General features: G+C 38.0%; 11 protein-coding genes. 5 read left to right on the top strand and 6 right to left on the bottom strand.

The genetic code is table 11. The features are described 5' to 3' along the window. Positions 1 to 100 precede the first annotated feature (100 nt). The 3 genes from FJR04_RS22545 to iscB all read left to right on the top strand — a co-directional run bounded on the left by FJR04_RS22545 (position 101) and on the right by iscB (position 4,134). A complete protein-coding gene (locus FJR04_RS22545) occupies positions 101 to 1,120 on the top strand; it encodes a dihydroorotate dehydrogenase-like protein (protein ID WP_168499021.1) in 1,020 nt (339 codons plus the stop codon). 54 nt (positions 1,121 to 1,174) lie between these two features. Next, positions 1,175 to 2,236 (top strand): ATP-dependent 6-phosphofructokinase, encoded by a 1,062-nt coding sequence (locus FJR04_RS22540; protein WP_168499015.1) that lies wholly within the window; start codon positions 1,175 to 1,177, stop codon positions 2,234 to 2,236. A gap of 614 nt (positions 2,237 to 2,850) precedes the next feature. After that, entirely contained in the window at positions 2,851 to 4,134 is a 1,284-nt protein-coding gene (gene iscB / locus FJR04_RS22535; protein ID WP_168499013.1) for an RNA-guided endonuclease IscB, read from the top strand. Between the two features lie 202 nt (positions 4,135 to 4,336). Here iscB and FJR04_RS22530 read toward each other — a convergent pair whose 3' ends face one another. From FJR04_RS22530 to ppsA, 3 genes are all read right to left on the bottom strand, one after another. Next, the gene (locus FJR04_RS22530) at positions 4,337 to 5,992 is read right to left on the bottom strand and encodes a mechanosensitive ion channel (RefSeq protein WP_168499011.1); all 1,656 of its coding nucleotides are present in this window, start codon (positions 5,990 to 5,992) and stop codon (positions 4,337 to 4,339) included. Between the two features lie 679 nt (positions 5,993 to 6,671). After that, positions 6,672 to 9,800 (bottom strand): PAS domain S-box protein, encoded by a 3,129-nt coding sequence (locus FJR04_RS22525; RefSeq protein ID WP_168499009.1) that lies wholly within the window; start codon positions 9,798 to 9,800, stop codon positions 6,672 to 6,674. Positions 9,801 to 10,757: 957 nt separating this feature from the next. Further along, the gene (ppsA, locus tag FJR04_RS22520) at positions 10,758 to 14,375 is read right to left on the bottom strand and encodes a phosphoenolpyruvate synthase (protein WP_168499007.1); all 3,618 of its coding nucleotides are present in this window, start codon (positions 14,373 to 14,375) and stop codon (positions 10,758 to 10,760) included. Positions 14,376 to 14,786: 411 nt separating this feature from the next. Here ppsA and FJR04_RS22515 point away from each other — a divergent pair, with 411 nt between their 5' ends. Beyond that, the gene (locus FJR04_RS22515; RefSeq protein ID WP_168498997.1) at positions 14,787 to 15,053 is read left to right on the top strand and encodes a hypothetical protein; all 267 of its coding nucleotides are present in this window, start codon (positions 14,787 to 14,789) and stop codon (positions 15,051 to 15,053) included. A gap of 163 nt (positions 15,054 to 15,216) precedes the next feature. Here the strand turns inward: FJR04_RS22515 and FJR04_RS22510 are convergent, their stop codons facing one another. Both FJR04_RS22510 and ileS read right to left on the bottom strand, forming a co-directional pair. Next, positions 15,217 to 15,822, bottom strand: a complete 606-nt coding sequence (locus FJR04_RS22510) for a Uma2 family endonuclease (RefSeq protein WP_168499005.1) — start codon at positions 15,820 to 15,822, stop codon at positions 15,217 to 15,219. A 119-nt stretch (positions 15,823 to 15,941) separates the two neighbouring features. Further along, positions 15,942 to 18,851: an isoleucine--tRNA ligase gene (ileS, locus tag FJR04_RS22505; RefSeq protein ID WP_168499003.1), complete on the bottom strand. Its 2,910-nt coding sequence runs from the start codon at positions 18,849 to 18,851 to the stop codon at positions 15,942 to 15,944. A gap of 148 nt (positions 18,852 to 18,999) precedes the next feature. Here ileS and FJR04_RS22500 point away from each other — a divergent pair, with 148 nt between their 5' ends. Continuing rightward, a complete protein-coding gene (locus tag FJR04_RS22500) occupies positions 19,000 to 20,124 on the top strand; it encodes a three-Cys-motif partner protein TcmP (protein ID WP_168499001.1) in 1,125 nt (374 codons plus the stop codon). Here FJR04_RS22500 and FJR04_RS22495 read toward each other — a convergent pair. Further along, positions 20,114 to 20,890, bottom strand: coding sequence for a DUF5131 family protein (locus FJR04_RS22495; RefSeq protein ID WP_168498999.1), 777 nt, complete (start codon positions 20,888 to 20,890; stop codon positions 20,114 to 20,116). The two genes, FJR04_RS22500 and FJR04_RS22495, sit on opposite strands and share 11 nt — an antisense overlap. Positions 20,891 to 21,045: the final 155 nt, after the last annotated feature.

Raw genomic sequence — 21,045 nt, 5'->3', positions numbered from 1 at the left:
AAGACAAAGCAAATTACCCAATCACCAATTACCCAATCACCAATCACCAATCACCAATCACCAATCACCAATCACCAATTACCAATCACCAAATAAATTTATGAACCTAACCACAACATATTTAGGACTAGAATTAAAATCTCCTTTAGTTCCTTCTGCTTCTCCACTTTCCGAGGATATTGATAATATTAAATTAATGGAAGATGCTGGTGCTGGTGCAGTTGTTATGCACTCATTATTTGAAGAACAATTAATTTTAGAAAAATACGAACTTCATCATCATCTTACCTATGGAACAGAAAGTTTTCCAGAAGCTTTAACCTATTTCCCTGATATAACTAATTTCCGAGTCGGACCAGAAGAATATTTAGACCATATTCGCAAAGCCAAAGAAACAGTCAATATTCCCATTATCGCTAGTCTCAATGGTTGTTCCGTCGGTGGCTGGACAGAATATGCTACACTCATTCAAGAAGCAGGAGCATCTGCACTAGAGTTAAATATTTACTATGTTCCTACAAATCCAGATTTAACAAGTACAGAAATTGAACAGAATTATATTGATATTCTCACATCGGTGAAAGCCGCAGTCACTATTCCTGTAGCCGTAAAACTCAGCCCTTATTTCACTAACACGGCAAATATGGCCAAACGTCTAGACCAATGTGGGGCTGATGGTTTAGTATTATTTAATCGGTTTTATCAACCAGATATTAACGTAGAAACTCTAGAGGTAGAACCCTATGTACTTTTGAGTACACCCCAAGCTATGCGTTTACCTCTGCGCTGGATAGCCATTCTCTATGGTCATATTCAGGGTAGTCTGGCAGCAACCAGCGGTATTCACAATGCCCATGATGTGATTAAAATGCTAATGGTGGGGGCAAATGTAACTATGCTTTGTTCTGTATTATTACGAGAGGGCATTACTCACATTCAGTGTTTAGAAAAAGACTTGCGGGAATGGATGGAAATACATGAATATGACTCTGTACGCCAAATACAAGGTAGTATGAGCCAATTAAACTGTCCTAATCCTAGTGCTTTTGAACGCGCTCAGTATATGCGAGCTTTGCAAACTTATAACCCCAACAGTGGTAGAGTTTATACACCCTTTTAGATGATTGGGGACTGACTTCATATTCTTCTTCAGTGACTCCTTCTTCCTGCATTTATGAAAAAACGTATTGGTATTCTTACTAGTGGTGGTGACTGTCCTGGTCTAAATTGTGTGATTCGTGCAGCAGTAAGTCATGCAACCAGGACTTATGATTGGGAAGTGGTGGGTATTCCTTATTCAACTCAAGGTTTGCTAGAGGGAAAAACTGTACCTTTAAGTATACATGGTTGGGATTTGCGGGGTATTGACCCTTTGCTAAATATGGGAGGAACGGTTTTAGGTAGTATTAATAAAGGGGATACTTTAGGTTCTGCGAAGGAAATATTAGCCGGTTATGAAGCTATCGGTTTAGATGCTTTAATTGCTGTCGGTGGAGATGGTAGTTTAAATATTATTCATCAATTAGCAGTTTTAGGTAATTGGAATTTAGTTGCTATTCCCAAAACTATTGATCATGATGTTGCGCTGACAGAACGCTCAATTGGCTTTGATACGGCAGTGAATACAGTTGTAGATGCTATTAATCGTCTCACGTTTACGGCTGCTAGTCATGACCGAGTGATGATTATTGAAGTGATGGGACGCACAGCCGGACATTTGGCATTATACTCAGGGATTGCCGGGGGTGCTGATGTGATTTTAATTCCGGAAGTCCCCTATACTATTCAGGGTTTGTGTAATCATCTTACTGAATTGCGCGATCGCTGGCAACGGAAATTTGCCATAGTTGTTGTTGCTGAAGGAATATTTCCTTGTTCAAAAGATATAGATGATGCTGATAATTGTACAACGGCTAAATGTGGTAAAGGTCAATATATTGCCGAACAAATTGCTAATTGTAGTAATCATCTGATTGATACTAGAGTTTCTGTATTAGGACATATTCAACGTGGTGGTATACCCTCAGCTTTAGATCGACTTACTGCTACTATGTTTGGTAAGGTTGCAGTTGATTTAATTGCCCAAGAAAAATATGATCAAATGTTAGCTTGGCAAAATGGGCGAGTTGTCAATTTCCCTATTCAAGATGTTATAGATAAAAATCCCTCTCTTGTTAATCCTCATGGTGATTTAGTCCAAACCGCTCGTTCTTTAGGCATTTATGTTGGTGAATAGCGATCTGAATAGACCTAACAACCTGATAAATCAGGCGTTGCTGATAGCCTGCGTGGCGATAGCCATATTGAGGTATGAAATTCCTAAATTGAACCTTTAAAACTCTTACCTTTGCGTCTTTGCGCCTTTGCGTGAGACTAAAATTCATACCGTTAATCAGCAACGCCATAAATCAATGGTTTAAAGGCTATTCAAGATTGATCATGTGCATATTTGAACGTTGATACTATAGCGGTTATCGGTAGGATGCAATACAATCGAGGGCGCAGACCCCTGCGCCCCTACAGGGTTTGCGATTGGGTGACTGTATCTCACCAAGAGTGCATACTGCTATGTCAGTAACTCAGACCTAAAGGGACTGAGCTTGTAAGAAATTGCAAGCTGTACTGACCAGTCTAAGTCTTCACTGACTACGTTTTTTGAGTCACGACACCCTGGAATCCGTAGCTAGTTCCCTGCTCTGTCGCTTGTGATTAAACAGTTTCAAAGTCACTGAAACAGTGTTGCCAGCCTAACAAGCTCTTAAAACATTGACGTTCGCGCAGCGTGCCGGAGGCATTCAGCTAACATTACCCGCAAGGCTTGCCTTGAGCGCAGTCGAAAGGAGGGACTTTATGTCCAAAGTATTTGTAATTGACACTGACAAACGACCGCTAGATCCAATTCATTCAGCCCAAGCTAGACAACTATTAAGAAACAAAAAAGCAGCCGTATTCAGACGATTCCCATTCACAATTATCCTCAAAGAATCGCACTCTGATTCTGCTGTTTCTCCTTTGAGATTAAAGCTTGACCCTGGTGCAAAGCATACAGGAATAGCATTAATCAATGACGTTACTGGTGAGGTTGTATTTGCTGCTGAATTAAAACATAGAGGTTTTGCAATTCGAGAGTCCTTAACTTCTAGAAGACAATTAAGACGTTCTAGACGTGGTAGAAAAACTCGTTACAGACAGCCAAGATTCTTAAATAGAACCCGTCCAGAGGGATGGTTAGCACCAAGCTTACAAAGTCGAATTGAGAATATCAAAACTTGGGTTAAGAAGTTGTGTAACCTTGCACGAATTGAGGCTATTAGTCAAGAATTGGTACGGTTTGATATGCAGTTAATGGCTAATCCTGATATTCAAGGCAAGGAATATCAACAAGGAACTTTAGCTGGTTACGAAACCAGAGAATACTTATTAGAAAAGTGGGATAGGCAATGCGGCTATTGTGGAGTGAAAGACGTTCCTTTTCAAGTAGAGCATATTCATCCACGAGCCAAGGGTGGTAGTAATTCAATAACAAATCTCACTTTAAGTTGTGAAAAATGTAACACCAAAAAAGGAACGAAAGATATTAAAGATTTCCTCAAGAAAGACCCATTAAAGTTAGAAAAAATCTTGAAGCAAGCAAAAAGACCACTAGCTGATGCAGCCGCAGTAAACACAACTCGTTTTGCATTACTAGAAGTTTTAAAAGCGACTGGATTACCCGTAGAAACTGGTTCAGGAGGTTTAACTAAATTCAACCGTAGCAAGCAGAAACTAAAGAAAACTCACTGGATTGACGCGGCTTGTGTTGGTCAATCAACTCCAATTCTAAATATCAAAGGTGTTAAGCCATTGTTAATTACAGCTAACGGTCACGGCACTAGACAATCTTGCAGAACCGATAAATTTGGTTTTCCAAATCGTCACTGTTCTAGAATTAAATTTCATTTTGGTTTTCAAACAGGAGACATCGTTAAGTCAGTTGTCAAAACAGGTAAAAAAGTTGGCGAATATATTGGAAGGATTGCTACTCGCGCGACAGGAAGTTTCAACATCTCAACTAGGAATGGATTAGTCCAAGGACTTAACTATAAAACCTGTAAAACCATCCACAAGAAAGATGGTTATGGCTACTCAAATTAAAAGATTCAATGCGGTTAAAACCGTGGTCAGTGAGCTTGTCGAACTGCCCGTGTCGCGGCTGGTGAGCTGCGTCGAACCATCCCTCTCAGCACTGAAGTGTCTGAGTTTCCCACTTACCGCGAGGTCTTATGAAAAATGATCAGGAATCAATTAGGGAATAGTTTATTTTTTGGAAGTCCCTAATTGATATGTTTTCTATTCTTTAATTCCTGGTTTCCTTAAAAGAAGCTAACCACTCTCTCATTTGTTCTTGGGCAACATCACGTCCACCTAAACCAAAGGCTAAGGCAATAGCGACAGCGATCGCACCAAATAACAGACCAAAGGCTAAATTCACGATATCGGGAGCAATCCCAATTTGTTGGAGTGCCATCGCTGAAACTAAGGCAATAATTGCAATCCGCGCTACTTGAGCTAAAACTCTAGCTTGGGAATTACCAGAACTGCTAATAATACTAAAAGCTAGATTTGCCAAAAATAAACCAATGGCAAATACCACCAATCCCGCTAAAATTCGTCCCAAGATAATGACAATACCCATTACCAATGCTGTCAGAGCAGGAATATTGAGAATATTTACTGCTGCTACAGTTGCAAACAGCATGATACCGACTAGTACAATAATTCCCGCTACTTCTGAAGGTGTACGGGTTACGGTTACAACTGAAGTGGGTTCTTCTGAATAAACCACTTGTCTTCTGACTGAGGGCAAACCCAGAATAGTGAAAATATTGTTAAAGCCTAAGCTGGTCAGAATAGTTGTCACCAACTCCGAGACAAACTTACCCAGAAAATAAGCAACAATTAAAATTCCTAATGCCGTAAAAATACTCGGCAAAGTATTAAGAACTTGTTGCAGCATCACAATTGCTGGTGCAGAAATCGCCTCAATTTGGAGAGCATTAAGTGAGGCGATCGCTACAGGAATCAAAATCAAAATATAGACAATTGTGCCGATAATATTTGATAAAGATTGCCCCCCTGTAGATGAAGATAGTCCTAACCTTCTCCCCAGATCATCAATTCCAGTTGTATGTAATAAATTAGTGACAATCCGCTGGACAATATTCGCTATAAACCAACCAATTGTCCCAATGAGAATTGCTGCGAAAATGTTGGGTAGAATGGAAAGAATCTCTATAGTTAAAACTTGTACTGGTTGTAATGCCGTCTGAAGCCCCAATGTTTCCAGAAATAAGCCCAGAAACAATAAAAAGATGAACCAATATAAAGCATTCCCAATGGTCTCACTCAGAGACAATTGATTTGTGCTGGGTGTACCATCTTGGGTTTCTTCCCGCAGCCGTTCATCTAGTCGCAAAGTATCTAATGCTCTTACAGTCAATAGCTTCACGATAGTCGCTAAAAACCAAGCCACACCCAAAATTATACCTGCACCAACTATCTGGGGCAAAAAGCCAATCAGTTGATCGAGAAAACTATTAAGTGGTCGAGAAGCTACTTCTAAACCCAGGTTCTGTAAAACAGCCACGACTGTCAACAGAAATATACTCCAAAAAACTAGCCCAGAGATTAATTTTTCAATCTGAGGAGTATCCTCACGACCAGTCATCCCAGAGGCAATCCGGTTATCTATGTTTGTCCGATTGAGGATTCCTTCTACTGCTTTGGCTGCGATCGCTGCAATGAGCCAACCAACTAACAAAATCGCCGCAGAACCCAGTAAACGGGGAATAAACAGAATTAGCTGTCCGACAACTCCGGGAACATTAGTAACTCCTGGGTTGACTTCTGCTCTATCAGTGGGAAAGTTCGATGACTGTGCTAAAAATTGCTGTACCCTGTTCGACAAACCAACTCCTGTCAACTGGGTTATTCCTTGCCAAGTTGTATTCATCGTTTTTCAATATTTTAAGTTTTTGGTGGAAACACTAGATACAATCAAGTGAGTGTATGTGTTGAGTTTTTTGAATTAATTTCTAATTTGGGCAAGATATTTTCTGTCAAAAATAAATCATTTTTTTAATTACATGGTAGATTTTCGTAACCCATCATACTATACAGAAATCTCCATCTCAAACAAAACGTCTAAAAGATAGATTTATTTTTTGCCCGCATTGCTGCTAAATGCAATAATAACTGTAAATTTAAGCTATAAAATCCTGAAATTTGTCGGTATTAATTTTGGCTATAAGTCCCTAACCACCACAATGGTGAAAATTAATAGATGGACAACTGCAACTACTGAAATTTAGATTACCAATAAATTATTGATTACATCCTCACTAGGATAGATAAATCTGTACAAGCAGTTGCAGTTAGTATTTTTCCTATTTTGTCCAAGTAGGGGCGAAGCATTCGGGCGATTAATTATCGGTTTTTTCCCATGTAGGGGCGAAGCATTCGGGCGATTAATTATCGGTTTTTTCCCATGTTTATTTTCCGAATGCTTCGCCCTTACACCGAATGCTGATGCTTCCATCTCCCGTCAGGGATACGCCCTTACACCGAATGCTGATGCTTCCATCTCCCGTCAGGGATACGCCCTTACCAATCCTGACTCCTAGCCCTAACAACTAAACTCCCGTTAATACAAAATGTAATTTTTCTAGTAATTCTTGATTTGTGTAGGGTTTTGATAAAATATCTGAAACTTGGATTTCATTATCTGGTTCTAACATCTTGTGGTTATTGAGTCCACTACAAGCAATTATTTGGACTTGGGGATTGATTTTTTTTAAGACGCGAATAGCCGCTGTTCCATCCATTTCTGGCATCATCATATCCATTAAGACCACTTTAATTTGCTCTTGGTGTTGGGCATAAAGAGCGATCGCTTCCATGCCATTTTTAGCAGTCAGGGTTTGATAATTATAGTTTTCTAAAATGGTTTTTGTAACTTCACAAATTTGCATTTCATCATCTACTATTAAAATTAACTCTCCCGTTCCTTGAAACAGGTCATGATTTTCAGGTTCTAATGGTGGAACTTCTTGGAGTACCGATGGTAAAAATATCTGAAATTTACTACCTCTATCAACTTGACTAGCTACATCAATAAACCCCTTATGACTTTGAATAATTCCTAATACTGTTGATAGTCCTAATCCTGTTCCTTGACCAATATCTTTAGTAGTAAAAAATGGCTCAAAAATTCTCTCTAATACTTGCGGTGGCATTCCCATGCCTGTATCTGTAACACTAATAACAATATAATTTCCCACTCTAGCATTACAATTTATCCGCGTCATTTCTTCATCAAGATACAAATTCCCCGTAGCAATAGAAAGATCACCACCATTGGGCATAGCATCAGCAGCATTAACAACTAAATTCATTAATACTTGATGTAGTTGGGTTTTATCTCCAGAAACTGTTGATAATTTCGGATGCAGATGGGTATAAAATTTGATAGATTTAGAAAATGTTTGTTGAGCAAGCTGTATAATATCCCTAATCAAATCATTAACTTGTAAAGTGATATATTTACCTTCTACTCCTCTAGCAAAAGATAACAATTGTCTAACTAAAGCTGCCCCTTGTTTAGCATTATTCTCAATGATTGTCAGCATTTGCTGATGATGATCTTTATCTTTACCAAATCTACCTTTCAGGAATTGAGCAGAACCTAAAATTGGTGTCAAGATATTATTGATATCGTGGGCAATCCCACCAGCTAAAGTACCGATACTTTCCAATCTTTGAGCGCGGAGAAATTGCTCTTCTAACTGTTTTTTTTCTGTAATATCAGTATCTACTGTCAGAATAGATTTAGGTTGATCATCTCCATCTAACATCAATGTCCAGCGACTTTGGACAATAATTTCCTGCCCTGATTTTGTCTGCTTGTGTAACTCACCCTGCCAAATTCCAGATTTAACTACAGTGTTTAGAGCAACTATTTCTTGTTCACAGGAAATTGAATGATAAAAAATATCTCTAATATTCTTACCTAAAACTTCTTCTCTTAGCCAACCATACATCCTGTAAGCGCCTTGATTCCAAAAGAGAATTTGAGCTTGGAAATCTCGCACAAAAATTCCATCAGTAGCAATATCTAAAAGAGCAGCTTGTTCATAGATTTGTTGTTCTATTAGCTTGCGTTCGGAAATGTCCTTAGTTGTGCCAATCATCCGTTTTGGCTTTCCAGTTTCGTCATAGTAGACTTTACCTGTGGCACTTAACCAATGTATACTACCATCACGCCACACTACTCGATGCTGACAGTTGAAAATAGCTCTTTCCTGAATAGCGTAATTTACACGTTCACGAAAATATTCGCGGTCTTCAGGATAGATTAAACTGAGAAAGTCCTCAATATTGGGACACTGGGTATGACTAGGTAAACCATACATTGGCCCCATATTATGAGACCAAAGGGTTTTATTGCTTTGGATATGCCAATCCCATATTCCTGTATTACCCGCTTCCATTGCTAAACTGAGTCGTTCTTCACTTTCTTCTAATGACTCTTGCATCTTTTGACGTTCCATGATTTCCTGCTGCAACCGCGCATTGGCAACTACTAATTCTGCTGTGCGTTCTGCAACCCGTTTTTCTAAGACATCGCTATCTTCCCGTAGTGCGATTTCTATTTGTTTGCGATCGCTAATATCAAATATTGACCATATACAACCAGTCCGGTTGCCTTCACTATCAAACAGAATATTTACTCTCACATTACCAGGAAAAGGTGAACCTTTGCGAGGCTGGAAACACATTTCCCATTCATCTATATGCTGCAATTTTAACAACCGGGATACACATTCAGGACGATATTGTTCGGCAATGAAAATTACCAATGGTTTGCCAATTAGATATTGTTTAGGTACACACAGCAAAGATGCTGCTGTATGATTAGCTTCCTGAATAACACCTAAAGCATCAGTTACCAAATAACCATTTGGGGCAAATTCAAATAGATTTTGATATCGCTGTCGCTCTGCTTCTGTTGTGTCACGAGAAAAGATCAGTTGTTCATTTTGTTGTCGCAGTTCCTCTTCCACAATTTGCAGTTCTTCTAAAGTTTCCTGAAGTATATCTTTAATTCCTACACTATAAGCGACCTGTTTTTCTAACCATCTTTGTAAATAATTATAAGCTTGCCAACGAATGACTTCCAATTCTTGATTAATTGGTTTGTGTTCTGTTTCTGAACTGGTAAAATGTTCCTGTAATGCCTCAGTTACACCAACTATTGCTTCTAAATCTAATGATTGAATGAGACGTTTCTTGCTAACAATACCTATTAGCATCTCTTCGTCATCTACTATTGGCAAATGCTGAATACAATACTCCTCAAACAGTGAGAAGGCTGTCAGAATATGCTCAGATACTGAATGTTTAAGAGTAATTGGTGGCTGAGTCATCACCTGGGATATTTTCACCTCTGATAGGTTGATACCCAAAGCAATGACTCTCAGGACATCTTTAAGAGTAAATATTCCTTGTAACTGTTTTTCTTCTACTATTAAAACATAGTCGTTTGTTTCCCGAATTTGGTCGTTAGCTATGATGCTATTTTCTTGTTCTTGATTCATCAAATTTATAGCATCTATAACAAAACTATCAGGATTAATAATTAAGGGAGAATAATTAATAATTTGATGTAAGTTAGGTAGATTAATTAGTCGCTGATTAAATCCGGAAGCTAATGTATTCAATGGACTAATCTGTTCAGTAGATGATGATCTAACTAAATTCATATTTATAAAACTCTGCAAATCACTAATTAATTAAAGATGGCAGGTATATAGCATTTCCTAGTCTAATAAAGTAGAAATTTATCGGCGTTTATCTGCGGTTAATTCTTTCTTCTTGTACCTGACTAAAATGGGAATTGGTATATATGAAAGTTGGTAATAAAATTAGGTCACATACTTTTATTAAGTAGGTTGGCGTTAAAAATTTTTGTAGGGGCAAGGCAGGGGCAGAGAGTAGGGAGTAGGGAAAAAAAGGGTTTCAGCCCTATTTACTTTTCCTCACACATTTTGGTGATCTCACATCCAGCTACTTAATTTATTTAGTGCAATGTAACACAGCCATAAAATCCATACGGATACAATTAAATTTTCAAGCGTTTAATTAAATTATATATTCTTTTGAGTATATACAAACTTTTATTTTTGTAACTATTGGGATATACCAAAATCCCAATGAATTCCTGTAATTTTGTGCCACGGACTTGGAAATATTGATTAGATATCTCCAGAAATTAAATTTGCGTTATCCACAACCCTTGTAGAGACGTTCCTTATGTAGGGATTCTCGGCTCTACATTCTTTTTTGGAGATGTTTATTCTCAATATTGCTAGGTAAGTCACTGGTGAGAAGGAGAGATTCACCGCGAAATATCCGTTGTTTGGGAGTGGGGATAATGGCACACTAAATCCATACCATAATTCTAACTCGATGGTGATAAAGTGCGTCGCCAAATAAATCTTCAGTATTTTCTTGAAGTATGCGATCGCCTTCAAAAAATACGTCTAAAGGTAGATGACAGGAAACAGGGAATAGGGGAGAAAAATCGGATCTTGTCTCTTACCTCTTCACTGTCACCCTTCGGGTTCACCAGTCGCTCATGGGGGAAACCCCCAAGACCGCGCTGGTTCACCTGTCACCCATTAATAATTGTCAATTGTCAATTGTCAATTATCAATTACTTATTCCCCTTTTTCTGCTGAAGCAATTTCTAACATTGTCTTAATCACAGAATCAGGGTTGAGACTAATAGAATCAATGCCTTGTTCAACAAGGAAACGAGCAAATTCTGGATAATCGCTAGGTGCTTGTCCGCAGATGCCTATTTTGCGTCCATGTTGTTTGACAGTTGCGATCGCTTTTGCTATTGTTCGTTTTACAGCTTCATTGCGTTCATCAAATAAATGTGCCACTAATTCAGAATCTCGATCTAATCCTAAGGTTAATTGAGTCAAATCATTAGAACCTATCGAGAAGCCGTCAAAGATTTGGCTAAATTCATCAGCTAGTAAGACGTTACTAGGTAACTCGCACATAACGTAAACTTCTAAGCCATTTTCACCTTGAACCAAGCCATTTTTGGACATTTCTGCTAATACCCGTTTTCCTTCTTCGGGAGTGCGACAGAAAGGAACCATGAGAATCATATTGGTTAAACCCATATCATCCCTTACCCGTTTCATGGCTTGACATTCTAGGGCAAAACCTTCACGATAACGAGGATCATAGTAGCGAGAAGCACCACGCCAACCAATCATCGGGTTTTCTTCTTTGGGTTCAAATTGTCTACCACCCAAGAGGTTTGCATATTCATTACTCTTGAAATCAGACAACCGAACAATGACGGGTTTGGGATAAAAAGCTGCGGCTATTGTGCCTATACCTTGTGCCAATTTAGAAACAAAGAATTCAGCTTTATTTTCATATTCTGCTGTTAATTCGCTAATTTTATATTTGGCCAGTTCATCGTCTAATTTGTCAAAATGTAATAATGCTAAAGGATGAGCTTTAATTTGGTTAGCAATGATAAATTCCATTCTCGCTAAACCAACACCATCATTAGGAATTGCTGTTAAACCTAAAGCTTCCTCTGGATTCCCCACATTCATCATAATTTTAGTGCGGGTACGCGGCAAATTATCTAAAGGTAATTCTTGAATTTCAAAGTTTAATAATCCTGCATAAACTTGACCTGTTTCCCCTTCCGCACAACTAACAGTTACCTCTTGTCCAGTTTCTAAAACTGTAGTTGCATTTCCACAACCAACTAAGGCTGGTATGCCCATTTCTCTAGCAATAATTGCTGCGTGACAGTTACAAACAACTACAGGAGTATATTTATCCGTAAAAACCAGATAATTATGATGATCCGCAACAGTAATATTATAAACTTCAGCGTCTACTGCATCTGCAACTTTAACAACTCGTTGCATTCGGAAATCACCTTTTAAAATGTCTGCAAATTGACTTATTTCACCCAGTTGTTTATCGGAAATCAATAAGTTCTTATCTTTTCTAAGTTTGATTTCTCCGGTAACATTGTTAGCAAATAGTTGATTAGTAGCAAAAAACCGGGTTTGAATAATTCGGGGATTAATATCTCCTTTGACTCGTTGGGTATATTCTAAAATTTGCTCTAATTTTTCTACAATTTGGACATTGTAGATATGACGATTTTTGGTAACTTGAGGAACAGTATTGATTTTTAAACAAGCAATAATGACAGCTTGTAGTAAATTCTCTTCCGAGATATAGATGTTAATGCGATTATTAGCATAGCAGCCATCACCATCAATCACACCTCCTAAGAAGTGATAAGCAACTTCTGAAGTATTTTCTAGGAGAATTTGAGTAATCTGTTGTTCTTTTTCTTTTAAGTCGTAAGCTATAGCTTTAGAATAAACACGATAAGCTGTAGCTTGTCCTTTTACTTGTTTTCCTCGGATATAACCTGAAGATACTGCTTTCTCACAAGGAGTAAAAGATTTACCATAAACAGCATTCATTTTGTCGTTCATAGTAGTTATGAATGCTTGTTTTTCTGGTAAACATTTTTGAATAAACTGGACTTCCCCATGAGTTCGACTAGTGTAAATTGAACCGTCTGTGATGATTCCCCCAATCAGATAAGCTAAATCCGCTTCTTGATTTTTGTTGTCACCTAATACGGGAATATTCTGAGATACAAGCACCATTTCCTGAGTATCTAACATTTCTTGAATCTCAGTTTTGGTATATTCACCATTCCGCAGATTGACCATTTTATGATCAGGAGTTAATCGCAGGATATTATCTGTGACTCTCCCAGTTTGAGATACACTCACACCAATTGTTTTAGATGTCCGTTTCATGGCATCTGTAATGGGTTTCCATTCCATTTGATGGGTTTTGGTGTTGAGGGCTAAAGTTGATAATCCTTGATATCCTTGTTCATAAATCTGCCCAATGGTCATAAAACCTTGATTGGTGAGAATTTTTGTTTCTCCATCAAAACAAGTCCGTCCCCCAGAGTTAGTGACAATAGCACTAGCTTTTTTCATAATCGGTTCCCAGTCTGGATCTGTGCGGTTAGTAACTAACACTTCTCCGGCTTGGAATTGATTGATTTGATGTACGTCAAGAATCACTCTGGCTTTACCTTGACCAATCATTTCGCCAACGCTACGACCTGTTAATAAAACTTGACTTTTTTCTTTAAGTTGATAAGTTCTGAGAACAGTTTTGGATTTTTGAGATTGAACTGTTTCTGGTCTAGCTTGAACGATAAATAATTCACCAGTTACGCCATCTTTTGCCCATTCAATATCCATTGGTGTTTCCATCCCACGGACTTGGGAATAATGATCCTCAATTATACAAGCCCATTTGGCGAGTTGTAAAATTTCTTGGTCATTCAGGGCAAATTGACCGCGTTCTGATTCGGGAACGGGGATGTTTTTGGTTAATTTTGACCCACCAAGGTCATAAACCATTTTTATTTCTTTTGTCCCCAAACGTTTTTGGAGAATAGGTTTATATCCTTGAGTTAAGGTTGGTTTAAATACTAAATATTCATCTGGGTTAACTGCACCTTGAACTACGTTTTCACCCAAACCATAAGCAGCGGTAATTAAAGCTGCATCTTTAAAGCCTGTTTCGGTGTCAATGGAGAACATTACGCCAGAAGATGCTAAATCAGAACGTACCATTTTTTGGACACCGACTGATAAAGCGACTTCAAAATGATCGAAACCTTTAATTTGTCGGTAAGAAATGGCGCGGTCTGTAAAGATAGAAGCAAAGCATTTATGGCAAGATTCTAATACGCTTTGGAGTCCATGTACATTCAGGTATGTTTCTTGTTGTCCCGCAAAACTTGCATCTGGTAAATCTTCGGCTGTAGCACTAGAACGAACAGCGACATCCGTATTAATACCGTATTCTTGACATAAACTTTGATATGATCGAGCGATCGCTTCTTGTAATTCTAACGGAAATGGTGTTTCTAACATCAATGATCTGGCTTGTTTGCCACATTCCCGCAGATTATCCATATCTTCGACATCTAACTCTGCAAAAATCTTTCTCAGTTTGGCTTCTAAACCAGCACCAGTAATAAAGTATCTATAAGCAAAAGCTGTTGTCGCAAATCCCGTGGGAACTTTCACCCCTTTGGGACCGAGTTGTTGAATCATTTCCCCTAAAGAGGCATTTTTACCACCTACTAAGGGAATATCTGCAATTCCCACCGAGTTAAAGTGTAATACTAAAGCTTCTTGGGTAACTTGGTTATTTTCTTGGTTGCGTGTAATTTCTAGCATATTCTGAGATTCCTTAAATATTGTTATTTAATTCAGAACCTTTGGGTGAGTTGCTTTTTTCCTTACCCACTATTTTTATACACTGAGATTTTGAGGATCTTGTGAGGAATATATAGAAGGGAATAGGGAACAATTTCTATCTTAAACTTGCTTTAACTTTTGTTAACGTAGCCTCTTGGACAAAAGCATTATGAATTGCCTACGCTGAGTTTTAGTTTAGATTGTAAACAAATGTAGAGGCAATATAGCGAAATATTACGTAATATATTGTTCCTATAAGCATCCTCACAAGTTCCTCATATTTGAGAGTTAAACTCTAAGGAATATACATAACAAGTTTTAATTGCTCTCAATTCATTACATAACTACATTACTAGCCGACCATTTTTAATAAAAGGATGTTTAACTATTATGCCTCACTGCCCTTGTTGTTCCGACTCGCTTTTACATCACATCCGTGGTGCTGAATCTTACTGGTTTTGCCGGAGTTGTTGGCAAGAAATGCCAGTATTAGCCTTGCGTCATACTGCTGAGATACCAAAACCTATTTTAGCAAAACTAGCGAAAAAAGTCTTTACATCAGAACATAGTCTGAGTTCTTATCATTTCAGTCAACAAAATTCTTTACAATCTATATTAGAAGCCAAGTGGGAAAAAGAGTTGGCGTTGCTGAATTAGGGTATGAAATTCAAAAATCAATGATTTCAAACTCTTACTCTCTGTAGACTCTGCGCCTCTGCGTGAAACAAAATCATACTCTTAATCAGCAACGCCAAAGAGTTATATAACGTTTCCACAAATTAGCATTTGTGATGATTAGAACTCCCTAACTAAAGCTGTATTACCAAATCTGACTTAAATCCAGAATAAATCCAGGTAATAAATTCTCACCAGTTAAGGTTTGGGGGTTATCTAATTCTTCAACAACACAATCAGGACGATAAATAAATACTTTGCGTTGTTTTCTATCAATTAACCATCCTAATTGTGTACCATTATCTATATATTCTTGCATCTTTTCTTGCAGAATCTTTAAGTTATCAGTTTCTGAACGCAATTCAATGATAAACTCAGGACAAATAGGTGCAAATTTTTTTCTTTGTTCTGTTGGTATTGCTTCCCATTTTGTGCGATTTATCCAAGCTGCGTCAGGAGAACGGACTGCACCATTGGGTAATGTAAAACCACCACTAGAACCAAATCCTACTCCTGTACCATTTTGCTTTGTCCAAATACCTAATTCACCAATTAAATTAAAGTTACGTTCACCTGTTTCTGAATCTGTAGGTGACATAATTAATAAATCTCTAAATTGATTGCGTTCAATTCTTAAATCACGGTTTAATTGACAAAACTCAAAAAATTGCTCATCACTTCTGATAATATTTGGTTGCATTTTCAAAACCATTGGTAAAATTTCTAAAGCTACAGATAATTGTGTGGCCATAATAATTAAAGATGGTAATGAAGGTTTATTTGCAGTTGCACAAAATCCAGATTCCCGACTTCTTGATTATATTATAAATAAATTATAAATTAATGACAGAAGTCGGGGATATTATGGTTCTAGAACTCCCCAGCTAAAGCGGGAACACATCTTTCACAAAGTAAAGGATGTTCTGCTGACTCCCCTACATGGGTAGAATAATTCCAACAGCGATCGCATTTCTGATATGATTTACCATCATCTTCGTAATCAGCGGCATTAACTACGCCAATATCCCAATTATCTTCACCTTGAACTCGCAGGGTTTTTAATCCTTTTAATGCGTCAGGTGTATCTAATAATTCCACATGAGAAGTGAGGAATAAATACCGTAATTCATCAATTCCATTACCGCGAACATTTAACGGTTCGATAGCAGCGCGTAATTTTTCATCACTGAGATAAATTAAAGCGATAGCTTCTAAAGAAGAACCAATTAACTTTTCTGTCCGTGCTTGTTCTAAAACCTTATTAACATCACCACGAATCCGTCGCAGTGTTTTCCAAAATTCCGCTAATTCAGGATTATCCCATTTATCATCTACTTGCACCCAACCAGCTTGAAACACTGATTTATATTGGGTTTTATAGGGAATAAATTGCCAGATATCTTCCGCAGTATGACACAAAACGGGGGCGATCGCTCTAGCTAAATTCTCCAAAGCAATTTGCAACACCGTTTGACAACTACGACGACGGAAAGCATCAGCCGAACTGATATATAATCTATCTTTCGCAACATCTAAATAGAAATTCGACAAATCCACAACACAGAAATTCTGCACAGTTTGGAAAAAGCGGAAAAACTGGAAACTATCAAAAGCTTCCGTCACCTCATTAAACACCTCACGAATGCGGTGCAGCATATATTTATCCAAATCTGGTAAATCATCAAAAGCTACAGCGTCTTTGAGAGGATCAAAATCATGCAAACTCCCCAATAAAAACCGCGCCGTGTTGCGAATCTTATTTCTTACATCAGCTAATTGCTTGATGATGTTACCACCCAACCGCACATCACCAGAATAATCAACCGAAGAAACCCACAACCGCAAAACATCCGCACCATAAGCGGGTTGTTGTTTTTGGTTAGTCCCACCTTGAATCATCAACTGAGGATCTACCACATTCCCCACCGACTTACTCATTTTTCGTCCATTTTCATCCAAGACGAAACCATGAGTTAACACAGTTTTATAAGGTGCAATGCCATTAACCGCGACACTGGTTAACAAAGACGATTGAAACCAACCCCGATGTTGATCAGAACCTTCCAAATACATATCTACAGGATAGCATAACTCTTGCCTTTGCTTGGCTACCGCTGCCCAAGAAGAACCAGAATCAAACCAGACATCCATCGTGTCCGTACCTCTGCGGTAAGTCTTGCCATTATTGCGATATTGTTCTGGTAACAACTCCTCAACCGACAACTCCCACCAAGCATCAGAACCCTTTTCGGCAATGATAGCTTGAACATGGTTAATAGTGTCCGCATTCAGCAAAACTTCCCCAGTTGCCTCATTATAAAACACTGGAATAGGCACACCCCAAGAACGTTGACGAGAAATACACCAATCGGATCTTTCTGCTATCATCGGCGTGATGCGGTTTTCACCTTGAGCAGGAATCCAACGCACAGATGAAATAGCCTTTAAAGCCTCCTCCCGAAAACCAGCCACAGAAGCAAACCATTGTTCAGTAGCGCGGAAAATCGTCGGTTTCTTCGTTCTCCAATCATAAGGATACTTGTGAGGATAAGCTTCCTCCTTCAACAGAGAACCAGCTTCCTGCAAAGCGTCAATAATCGCTTGATTCCCATCGCCCAAAACATTCAAGCCAGAAAATTTACCAGCCTCATCCGTAAAATTCCCACTATCATCAACAGGAGCAAGAATCGGCAAACCGTAACGCTGACCAACAATGTAGTCCTCCTGACCATGACCAGGAGCAGTATGTACCAACCCAGTCCCCGACTCAGTAGTGATATAATCACCACCAACCACCACCGGACTTTCACGGTCAAAAAGAGGATGAGAGTAAATAGTCCCTTCCAAATCCTTCCCTGCGAACTTGGCTTTTACCGTTAACTCACAATCCAAAACCGCAGCCAACCTATCAACCAACTCAGCCGCAACAATCAGATACTTGCATCCTCTCTGTGCCTCCGCGTCTCTGCGTGAGACCTCCACCACCGCATATTCCAACGCACCATTCACAGCCACAGCCAAATTACCGGGAATAGTCCAGGGTGTAGTAGTCCACACAGCCACGCCCAAATCAGGCAAGAAGCCATCTAAACTAGATTTTAACCCTTCGGAAACCTTCTGCACCGGGAAAGCGGCGTAAATACTGCGGGAAACGTGACCTTCAGGATATTCTAACTCTGCTTCTGCTAAAGCGGTTTTAGAACTAGGACTCCAATGTACAGGCTTTAAACCGCGATAAATATAACCTTTGAGGAACATTTCCCCAAAAACGCCAATTTGCGCGGCTTCGTATTCTGGTTTTAAGGTTAAATAAGGATTTTCCCAATCACCCCAAATCCCATAGCGTTTAAAGCTTTCTCGTTGTTCGTCTACGGTTTTTAGTGCGAACTCTTTTGCTTTTTGTCGCAATTGCAAAGGTGTGAGATTTTGCCGTTCTGCCTGTTTCATATTTTGCAGAACTTTCAACTCAATTGGCAATCCGTGACAATCCCAGCCTGGAACGTAGCGAATTTTACGACCTTGGAGCAAATGGTAGCGGTTAATAATATCTTTGAGAATCTTATTTAAGGCATGACCAATATGCAACTGGCCGTTAGCATAGGGAGGACCATCGTGCAGTATAAATAATTCGCCGGGGTTGTTTTCCGCCAGTTGAGAATAAATGTTGTTTTCTTCCCAGAATTTTTGGATTTCGGGTTCGCGCTTAATGGCGTTTGCCCGCATATCGAAGTTAGTCTTGGGTAAGTTGACGGTATCTTTGTATTGTCCAGGTTCAGTCACAGTTTCATGCCTAAATGTAGGTGTGCAGGTTATCCGATCAATTATAAGAGATAGGCATAAAGCTTAAAAACTAAAACCTTTGAATTGCATATAGACATTCAGTAATTTGTAACTTAATATAATTACAGTATACACGGAGCTATTACGTATGAGTAACGATTCCTTCTTTGATGAACCGAAAGAGCAATCTTTAGTAAAAGCCAGAATTGTTGAAAAATATTTTTGGGCTTGGGCAAAAGTAATTATTGCACAGATTAAATCTCAAAAAAGTAAAGGTAGAAGAGTAGATGAAAAAATTGCCTATATAGACCTTTTCGCTGGTACAGGTATGTACAAAGATGGTTCAAAATCAACACCTATCAAAGTTTTAGAAAAAGCTATTTCTGATCCAGATATAAGAAATATGCTAGTGACATTATTTAATGATGCTAAAGTTGATCACATCTATTCTTTGCAAAAAGCTATAGATGCAATTACTGGCATTGATGATTTAAAATATAAACCTGAAGTAACCAATTTTAAAATTGGTGAAAAGAATCTTGAAATATTTGATGTTCCTACACTATTTTTTTTAGACCCATACTCATATAAAGGATTATCACTTAACCTTATTTATGCAGTTGTGAAAAATTGGGGCTGTGATTGCCTCTTCTTTTTTAATTACAATCGTATAAATATGGATTTAACTAATCCCATTGTTGAAGATGATATAAATGACCTATTTGGCAAAATAAGAGCAGATATAGTACGCAAAAAATTAAAATTAATTAAGTCAGAAAATAGAGAATTTACTATTATCGAAGCTATTTGTGAAGCATTAAAAGAAATTGGTATTAAATATGTTCAACCGTTTCGTTTCAAACATGAAAAGAAAAAACGTACAAGCCATCACTTAATTTTTGTAAGTAAGGACAAAAGGGGCTATCAAATCATCAAAGATATCATGGCTAAAGAAAGTTCTTATCAAAATCAAGGTGTACCGTCTTTTGAATATAATCCAGCCGACTATAGACAACTTTCGCTGTTTGAAAGCTCAACTCCTCTAGATGATTTAGAACAAATGCTATTAGATGAATTTGCTAGTCAAACAATGAGTATGGAAGAAATTTATATACAGCATAATGTTGGTAGAAATTATATTAAGCAAAACTATCAAACAGCTTTAAAAAATCTTGAATCTCAAGGTAAAATTACTACAGAACCACCTATTAATGAACGAAGAAAAAATACCTTTGGAGATTCTGTTAAGGTCACATTTCCACCTAAGCAGTAAGTTGCAAATTTTCTTTTTTTAATGCTAATTTTCTAGGAGATTGACCCCATTTTTTTTGATGTTCTTGCCAAGCTTCTGGCATTTCGTCCCATATTCTATCATCTAATAACTTACCACCAGCTTTAGAAGTTCTACCACCGATTTGCTTAAAGAAAAATGCAACTTCTGCTTTTTGGCATTGGTCACGAATGTCTTCAGCCCATTCAATATTCATTGGACGATGTTTTTGACCAGATTCTCCACCAACAATGACCCAATCAATATTTGTAAGGTTAAGATTTAATGAACCTAACAATGGTTCACAGGAAAGAAAACGCACATTTGCCGGAACTTGGCGAAGTAAATCAATACGAGAAACATAACTTTGATTTTCTACTGATACACCTAACCAGATATTTTTATGAAAGTCTAGATGTGGTGCTAATTCAACTAATCTTTCAGGTCTTTTTGTTAATATTTGATATATGTGATGAGGCGTAGCATGAATGACTTTAAATACATTTTGAATAAAATCTAAAGGTACTTCTTCATGAAAAAGATCACTCATTGAATTAACAAAGATTCTACTAGGAGTACGCCATTTTAAAGGTTCTGTCAATCTTTCTGGATGTAGAGTTAAATCAAATCCATTTTTGAAATTATTAGGAAAGCGTTTAGTAATAGCTTCTGCGTAGCAATGCACACAACCTGGACTAACTTTGTCGCAACCAGTTGTAGGATTCCAAGTTTTATCTGTCCACTCAATACCTGTGTTTATACTAGACATGATGATTTAACCTTAGTCAGTTATGAATTTTGTAAGTTATCTGGATTTGATGTTTTTAATTCGTATGTACTATAATATAACAGATTTTATGAGTATCAAAAATTATTTTCTCATCCTTATCTAACCGTCAATTATTCCCAAATGATTAAAAATCA

It is taken from the genome of Anabaena sp. UHCC 0204 (assembly GCF_009711975.1).
Classification (GTDB): Bacteria; Cyanobacteriota; Cyanobacteriia; order Cyanobacteriales; family Nostocaceae; genus Dolichospermum.
This window is presented reverse-complemented; position numbering and strand designations above follow the sequence as displayed.

Coding starts and splice junctions, on each gene's coding strand:
- FJR04_RS22545 (WP_168499021.1), top strand. CDS start 101: ATGAACCTAACCACAACATATTTAGGACTAGAATTAAAATCTCCTTTA.
- FJR04_RS22530 (WP_168499011.1), bottom strand. CDS start 5,992: ATGAATACAACTTGGCAAGGAATAACCCAGTTGACAGGAGTTGGTTTG.
- FJR04_RS22525 (WP_168499009.1), bottom strand. CDS start 9,800: ATGAATTTAGTTAGATCATCATCTACTGAACAGATTAGTCCATTGAAT.
- FJR04_RS22515 (WP_168498997.1), top strand. CDS start 14,787: ATGCCTCACTGCCCTTGTTGTTCCGACTCGCTTTTACATCACATCCGT.
- FJR04_RS22495 (WP_168498999.1), bottom strand. CDS start 20,890: ATGTCTAGTATAAACACAGGTATTGAGTGGACAGATAAAACTTGGAAT.
- ppsA (WP_168499007.1), bottom strand. CDS start 14,375: ATGCTAGAAATTACACGCAACCAAGAAAATAACCAAGTTACCCAAGAA.
- FJR04_RS22540 (WP_168499015.1), top strand. CDS start 1,175: ATGAAAAAACGTATTGGTATTCTTACTAGTGGTGGTGACTGTCCTGGT.
- FJR04_RS22500 (WP_168499001.1), top strand. CDS start 19,000: ATGAGTAACGATTCCTTCTTTGATGAACCGAAAGAGCAATCTTTAGTA.
- FJR04_RS22510 (WP_168499005.1), bottom strand. CDS start 15,822: ATGGCCACACAATTATCTGTAGCTTTAGAAATTTTACCAATGGTTTTG.
- iscB (WP_168499013.1), top strand. CDS start 2,851: ATGTCCAAAGTATTTGTAATTGACACTGACAAACGACCGCTAGATCCA.